Consider the following 6,404-nt stretch of genomic DNA (forward strand, 5'->3'; position numbering starts at 1 on the left):
CTGGGCGAAATGCGCCTGGTAAGCAGAGTTTTTGAAATGTAAGGCCTTTGAATAAGACAAAAGGCTGCCTCATCGCTAACTTTGCAACAGTGCCGCGCGACGAGCAGCAGCACCAGGAGCAGAAGCACGTCGAGAAAAAGCAACAGCAGATCGAGCAGCGCCCACGGCGGGCCGCTCGCATCGGATAAGTCGAAAAATCCGGCTAAAGTGGCCGAGCTGCACATCAGGCCGCGCGGTTTTCCTCCCTGATCGCCGGCGCGGTTTCTTCCTCCCTGAACCGCATGCAGACTTGCCGCCTCGGACACCCCGAGGCGGTTTTTTTTCGCCTCGCTCGAGCATCGCCGCATCCGACGATGCCGAGACGACCAGGCCGCGCACGTCGAGCTGCAGCATCGCCATTGCCGACGATGGCACCAGGTCGCCGGCGGTGGCCACCGACCTCGAGCTCGCATCGCCACATCCGACGATGCGCGCCGGCGTCGACCATCGCCAGGTCTGACGATGGCGGCCGCCCTGCCCTGGATCTCGCATCGCCATTTCTGGCGATGAGATCCACGGAGCGGCCATTTAGACCCGCCAATAACGACCCGGCCAAGATAAATCGCATGACGGCCTTTTTGGCCGGGGGTAGCATGACCGGACACTTTGCGTATGCCCAAAGGAGCCCGCAAGTATGCGCAGGACGAAGCCAGTAGCCGCGCCGATGGTGGCGCGGGTCTATCTGCGCGTCAGCACCGACGCGCAGGACTTGGAACGCCAAGAGGCGATCACTACGGCCGCGAAGGCCGCCGGCTACTACGTCGCCGGCATCTACCGTGAGAAGGCATCCGGCGCACGCGCCGACCGGCCTGAGCTGCTGCGCATGATCGGCGACCTACAGCCCGGCGAGGTGGTCATTGCCGAGAAGATCGACCGCATCAGCCGCCTACCTTTGCCCGAGGCCGAGCGCCTGGTGGCCTCGATACAGGCCAAAGGCGCAAGCCTGGCCGTCCCTGGCGTGGTCGATCTATCCGACCTGGCGGCCGAGGCCCAGGGCGTCGCCAAGATCGTGCTGGAAGCCGTGCAGATCATGCTTTTTCGCCTGGCCTTGCAGATGGCCCGCGACGACTACGAGGACAGGCGCGAACGCCAGCGCCAAGGCATTGAGTTGGCCCGCCAGGCCGGGCGGTACAAGGGCCGCCGTGCTGATCCGAAGCGCCGCGCCCAAGTTGTCGCGCTGCGCAAGTCCGGCTACAGCATCAACAAGACCGCCGAGCTGGCCGGGTACAGTGCGGCCCAGGTGAAACGGATATGGGCCGAGGTCAGCCAGGCCGAAGCGAAGCAGCACGGCGCGTTCGTGGAGGACGCATTGACGGAAGCCGATGCCCTGGCCGCTGTCGGCCAGGATGAGCGCCAGGAGGAAAGGGCATGAAGAAGCCGAACCAAGACGACGAGCCGTTTTTCATCACCGAGGAGATTGCGGCCGAAATGATCGCCGGCGGCTATGAGTTCGAGCTGCCGCCCATTCCTTGCACCATCCGCCTACGCGACGTGCTGGAGCGCATGACCGATGCTGAGCTAGCATTGCAGCCGGGCGAGATCGCCGACCAGGAGCGTGAACGCTGCCGGCGCAAGCCGTGTTCAACCTCATGATCTGGTCATGGTATTTTTCATGGCACTGAGCCTGATAGTTCTTGCAAATTGTTGTCACTAAAGGGTTTTGTGTGCTTGTTTACAATCGAGTGGGAGTGACGGGCACTGGCTGGCAATGTCTAGCAACGGCAGGCATTTCGGCTGAGGGTAAAAGAACTTTCCGCTAAGCGATAGACTGTATGTAAACACAGTATTGCAAGGACGCGGAACATGCCTCATGTGGCGGCCAGGACGGCCAGCCGGGATCGGGATACTGGTCGTTACCAGAGCCACCGACCCGAGCAAACCCTTCTCTATCAGATCGTTGACGAGTATTACCCGGCATTCGCTGCGCTTATGGCAGAGCAGGGAAAGGAATTGCCGGGCTATGTGCAACGGGAATTTGAAGAATTTCTCCAATGCGGGCGGCTGGAGCATGGCTTTCTACGGGTTCGCTGCGAGTCTTGCCACGCCGAGCACCTGGTCGCTTTCAGCTGTAAGCGTCGCGGTTTCTGCCCGAGCTGTGGGGCGCGGCGGATGGCCGAAAGTGCCGCCTTGCTGGTTGATGAAGTACTGCCTGAACAACCCATGCGTCAGTGGGTGTTGAGCTTCCCGTTTCAGCTGCGTTTCCTGTTTGCCAGCCGGCCCGAGATCATGGGGTGGGTGCTGGGCATCGTTTACCGCGTCATTGCCACGCACCTGGTCAAGAAAGCGGGCCATACCCACCAAGTGGCCAAGACGGGCGCGGTCACCCTGATCCAGCGTTTTGGATCGGCGCTCAATCTGAATGTTCACTTCCACATGCTGTTTCTCGACGGTGTGTATGTCGAGCAATCCCACGGCTCAGCGCGTTTCCGCTGGGTCAAGGCGCCGACCAGCCCAGAGCTCACCCAGCTGACGCACACCATCGCCCACCGGGTGGGTCGCTATCTGGAACGGCAAGGCCTGCTGGAACGGGATGTCGAAAACAGCTATCTGGCCTCGGATGCGGTGGATGACGACCCGATGACACCCCTGCTGGGGCACTCGATCACTTACCGTATCGCTGTCGGTTCACAGGCGGGGCGAAAGGTGTTCACTTTGCAAACTCTGCCGACCAGTGGTGATCCGTTCGGTGACGGGATTGGCAAGGTAGCCGGGTCCAGCCTGCACGCCGGCGTGGCGGCCAGGGCCGATGAACGCAAGAAGCTCGAACGGCTGTGCCGGTACATCAGCCGCCCGGCGGTATCCGAGAAGCGGCTGTCGTTAACACGAGGCGGCAACGTGCGCTACCAGCTCAAGACGCCGTACCGGGACGGCACCACGCACGTCATTTTCGAACCATTGGATTTCATTGCAAGGCTGGCCGCCCTGGTACCGAAGCCCAGAGTCAACCTAACCCGCTTCCACGGGGTGTTCGCACCCAACAGTCGGCACCGGGCGTTGGTCACGCCGGCAAAACGGGGCAGGGGCAACAAGGTCAGGGTGGCTGATGAACCGGCAACACCAGCACAACGGCGAGCGTCGATGACATGGGCGCAACGGCTCAAGCGTGTTTTCAATATCGACATCGAGACCTGCAGCGGCTGCGGCGGCGCCATGAAAGTCATCGCCTGCATTGAAGACCCTATAGTGATCAAGCAGATCCTTGATCACCTGAAGCACAAAGCCGAAACCAGCGGGACCAGGGCGTTACCCGAAAGCCGGGCGCCACCGGCTGAGCTGCTCCTGGGTCTGTTTGACTGACGAGCCTGAAGGCCAACGATACCAATCAAAATGCTGCGTTCACAGCGCCGCGGCAGGGATCAGCCGTGCTGGTTGTCGGAAAAGGAGCCGCTAGTGGGAAAGAGGAGGGTAAATTTTCAGCGTTGCTGGCTCCCCGTCAGCCGGATTGGGTTGCATCGCAGGGGTGTCGAAAGAGTCAACTGCGGTCCAAAGCTGTTGGACTTGGGTGAAAAGGGCGTTTATTCTTCCTATACGTGCCGCGTTCCAGGCGGCGACTATGAGGGCTATGTCGATGCCCATGTGCGCCGGCTGGAGGCGCTACGCCGGGCCGGTATCGTCGAGCGGATCGACGCCGACCAATGGCGCATCCCCGATGATCTGGTCAGCCGTGCCGCCGCCCATGACGCCGGCCGAGACAGTCAGGCCAGCGTTCGCGTCCTTTCCCCGGTCGATCTGAACAAACAGATCGGATCGGACGGCGCGACCTGGCTGGACCGGCGGCTGATCCACGGCGAGACGGCCGACCTTGCGCCAACCGGCTTCGGGCAACAAGTCCGCGAAGCCATGGACCAGCGCCGCGAGCACCATATCGAACAGGGCGACGCCACCCGCAGCCGGGACAGCCGCGTCTTCTACCGGCGCAACCTTCTCGCCATCCTGCGGGAGCGCGAGGTAGTCGGCGTCGGATCGGATATGGCTTTGAGTAAGGGCCTGCCGTTCCGCGCCGCCACGGACGGCGAGAGCGTCAGCGGCAAGTTTACCGGAACCGTGCATCTATCGAGCGGCAAGTTCGCCGTGGTCGAGAAATCCCATGAGTTCACCCTTGTCCCGTGGCGGCCGATCATCGACCGCCAACTCGGCCGCGAGGTTATGGGCATCGTGCAGGGCGGGTCGGTGTCGTGGCAGTTAGGGCGGCAGAGGGGGCTGGAACGCTGAGTGCGCCCATGCCGCATTGCGAAGCAAAAGATAATCGGATAAAATGTAGCAATTCATATTCGTAAGCGTGGAGTAATCAGATGGGAAATTCCAAGTCAGCAGACAAGTAAGCCGCAACAACCAGTATTGTTGTTGCGGCGCTCTGTAAGGCTAGTCTCATCTGATTGCTGACGAGCAGACGTCGCCCGGTATTCCTTAATCGAGGGTTGATTCGTCATGACCACCACACGCCCCGCGTGGGCCTATACGCTGCCGGCAGCACTGCTGCTGATGGCTCCTTTCGACATCCTCGCTTCACTGGCGATGGATATTTATCTCCCTGTCGTTCCAGCGATGCCCGGCATCCTGAACACGACGCCCGCTATGATCCAACTCACGTTGAGCCTCTATATGGTGATGCTCGGCGTGGGCCAGGTGATTTTTGGTCCGCTCTCAGACAGAATCGGGCGACGGCCAATTCTACTTGCGGGCGCAACGGCTTTCGTCATTGCGTCTCTGGGAGCAGCTTGGTCTTCAACTGCACCGGCCTTTGTCGCTTTCCGTCTACTTCAAGCAGTGGGCGCGTCGGCCATGCTGGTGGCGACGTTCGCGACGGTTCGCGACGTTTATGCCAACCGTCCTGAGGGTGTCGTCATCTACGGCCTTTTCAGTTCGGTGCTGGCGTTCGTGCCTGCGCTCGGCCCTATCGCCGGAGCATTGATCGGCGAGTTCTTGGGATGGCAGGCGATATTCATTACTTTGGCTATACTGGCGATGCTCGCACTCCTAAATGCGGGTTTCAGGTGGCACGAAACCCGCCCTCTGGATCAAGTCAAGACGCGCCGATCTGTCTTGCCGATCTTCGCGAGTCCGGCTTTTTGGGTTTACACTGTCGGCTTTAGCGCCGGTATGGGCACCTACTTCGTCTTCTTCTCGACGGCTCCCCGTGTGCTCATAGGCCAAGCGGAATATTCCGAGATCGGATTCAGCTTTGCCTTCGCCACTGTCGCGCTTGTAATGATCGTGACAACCCGTTTCGCGAAGTCCTTTGTCGCCAGATGGGGCATCGCAGGATGCGTGGCGCGTGGGATGGCGTTGCTTGTTTGCGGAGCGGTCCTGTTGGGGATCGGCGAACTTTACGGCTCGCCGTCATTCCTCACCTTCATCCTACCGATGTGGGTTGTCGCGGTCGGTATTGTCTTCACGGTGTCCGTTACCGCGAACGGCGCTTTGGCAGAGTTCGACGACATCGCGGGATCAGCGGTCGCGTTCTACTTCTGCGTTCAAAGCCTGATAGTCAGCATTGTCGGGACATTGGCGGTGGCACTTTTAAACCGTGACACAGCGTGGCCCGTGATCTGTTACGCCACGGCGATGGCGGTACTGGTTTCGTTGGGGCTGGTGCTCCTTCGGCTCCGTGGGGCTGCCACCGAGAAGTCGCCAGTCGTCTAACCGACGACTGGTAGCAGGCCCGCTCCGATGCGGCGCACTAACCATCGAAACCTCGTGAATGTCGGTATCCTGTCTGGCAGGATACCGCTCATTTCCCTTGTTCAGTTCATCGCCGTCGCCGAGCATCTGAATTTTCGGCATGCGGCCAAGGCACTTGGTATCAGCCAGTCGAGCGTCAGCGCGCGTGTGAAAGCGCTGGAGGATAACCTTGGTGTCCTGCTATTTGAGCGCCATGCGCGGGGCGTTCGGCTAACAGACGCAGGCAGGCACTTCATGGAGCGTGTCACGGCGGGTGTCGATCAACTCGATCACGCAGTGAAGACCGCGGAGTGACGGGCACTGGCTGGCAATGTCTAGCAACGGCAGGCATTTCGGCTGAGGGTAAAAGAACTTTCCGCTAAGCGATAGACTGTATGTAAACACAGTATTGCAAGGACGCGGAACATGCCTCATGTGGCGGCCAGGACGGCCAGCCGGGATCGGGATACTGGTCGTTACCAGAGCCACCGACCCGAGCAAACCCTTCTCTATCAGATCGTTGACGAGTATTACCCGGCATTCGCTGCGCTTATGGCAGAGCAGGGAAAGGAATTGCCGGGCTATGTGCAACGGGAATTTGAAGAATTTCTCCAAAGCCCGCGACGCAGCGCCGGCAGGCAGAGCAAGTAGAGGGCAGCGCCTGCAATCCATGCCCACCCGTTCCACGTTGTTATAGAAGCCGC

7 protein-coding genes and 1 pseudogene are annotated in these 6,404 nt (G+C 60.5%); 7 read left to right on the plus strand and 1 reads right to left on the minus strand.

Annotation, left to right across the window (positions count from 1 at the left end):
• Positions 1-305: hypothetical protein (locus tag PGQ95_RS25975; RefSeq protein WP_202816085.1), on the minus strand; the 305-nt coding region annotated here is incomplete at its 3' end.
• 368 nt (positions 306-673) lie between these two features.
• On the opposite strand from PGQ95_RS25975, the gene PGQ95_RS25980 reads away from it, so the two are divergent.
• The 7 genes and pseudogenes from PGQ95_RS25980 to PGQ95_RS26010 all read left to right on the plus strand — a co-directional run.
• Complete coding sequence (locus tag PGQ95_RS25980) at positions 674-1,411, plus strand: recombinase family protein (RefSeq protein WP_001446887.1); 738 nt, start codon at positions 674-676, stop codon at positions 1,409-1,411.
• Positions 1,408-1,632 carry a hypothetical protein gene (locus tag PGQ95_RS25985; RefSeq protein ID WP_000743213.1) on the plus strand — a complete coding sequence of 75 codons (225 nt, stop codon included), beginning with the start codon at positions 1,408-1,410 and terminating at the stop codon, positions 1,630-1,632. Before PGQ95_RS25980 ends, PGQ95_RS25985 begins: the two co-directional genes overlap by 4 nt.
• A 210-nt stretch (positions 1,633-1,842) precedes the next feature.
• Complete coding sequence (locus PGQ95_RS25990) at positions 1,843-3,336, plus strand: IS91-like element ISCR2 family transposase (protein WP_001120888.1); 1,494 nt, start codon at positions 1,843-1,845, stop codon at positions 3,334-3,336.
• A 30-nt stretch (positions 3,337-3,366) separates the two neighbouring features.
• Positions 3,367-4,251 (plus strand): DUF3363 domain-containing protein, encoded by an 885-nt coding sequence (locus tag PGQ95_RS25995; RefSeq protein ID WP_112934501.1) that lies wholly within the window; start codon positions 3,367-3,369, stop codon positions 4,249-4,251.
• Between the two features lie 216 nt (positions 4,252-4,467).
• On the plus strand, positions 4,468-5,682 hold the full coding sequence (gene floR / locus PGQ95_RS26000) for a chloramphenicol/florfenicol efflux MFS transporter FloR (protein ID WP_065311137.1): 1,215 nt from the start codon (positions 4,468-4,470) through the stop codon (positions 5,680-5,682).
• Between the two features lie 27 nt (positions 5,683-5,709).
• Positions 5,710-6,015: a LysR family transcriptional regulator gene (locus PGQ95_RS26005; protein WP_001255015.1), complete on the plus strand. Its 306-nt coding sequence runs from the start codon at positions 5,710-5,712 to the stop codon at positions 6,013-6,015.
• Between the two features lie 111 nt (positions 6,016-6,126).
• Positions 6,127-6,336 (plus strand): annotated as a pseudogene (locus PGQ95_RS26010) (IS91 family transposase); the annotation flags it as partial.
• Between the last annotated feature and the right edge of the window lie 68 nt (positions 6,337-6,404).

Source organism: Klebsiella sp. 141240, assembly GCF_050600805.1.
GTDB lineage: Bacteria > Pseudomonadota > Gammaproteobacteria > Enterobacterales > Enterobacteriaceae > Klebsiella > Klebsiella aerogenes.

Bases quoted from the DNA above. Each gene is read 5' to 3' on its own strand.
- PGQ95_RS25990 (WP_001120888.1), top strand. From the start codon at position 1,843: ATGCCTCATGTGGCGGCCAGGACGGCCAGCCGGGATCGGGATACTGGT.
- PGQ95_RS25980 (WP_001446887.1), top strand. From the start codon at position 674: ATGCGCAGGACGAAGCCAGTAGCCGCGCCGATGGTGGCGCGGGTCTAT.
- floR (WP_065311137.1), top strand. From the start codon at position 4,468: ATGACCACCACACGCCCCGCGTGGGCCTATACGCTGCCGGCAGCACTG.
- PGQ95_RS26005 (WP_001255015.1), top strand. From the start codon at position 5,710: ATGCGGCGCACTAACCATCGAAACCTCGTGAATGTCGGTATCCTGTCT.
- PGQ95_RS25995 (WP_112934501.1), top strand. From the start codon at position 3,367: ATGCTGCGTTCACAGCGCCGCGGCAGGGATCAGCCGTGCTGGTTGTCG.
- PGQ95_RS25985 (WP_000743213.1), top strand. From the start codon at position 1,408: ATGAAGAAGCCGAACCAAGACGACGAGCCGTTTTTCATCACCGAGGAG.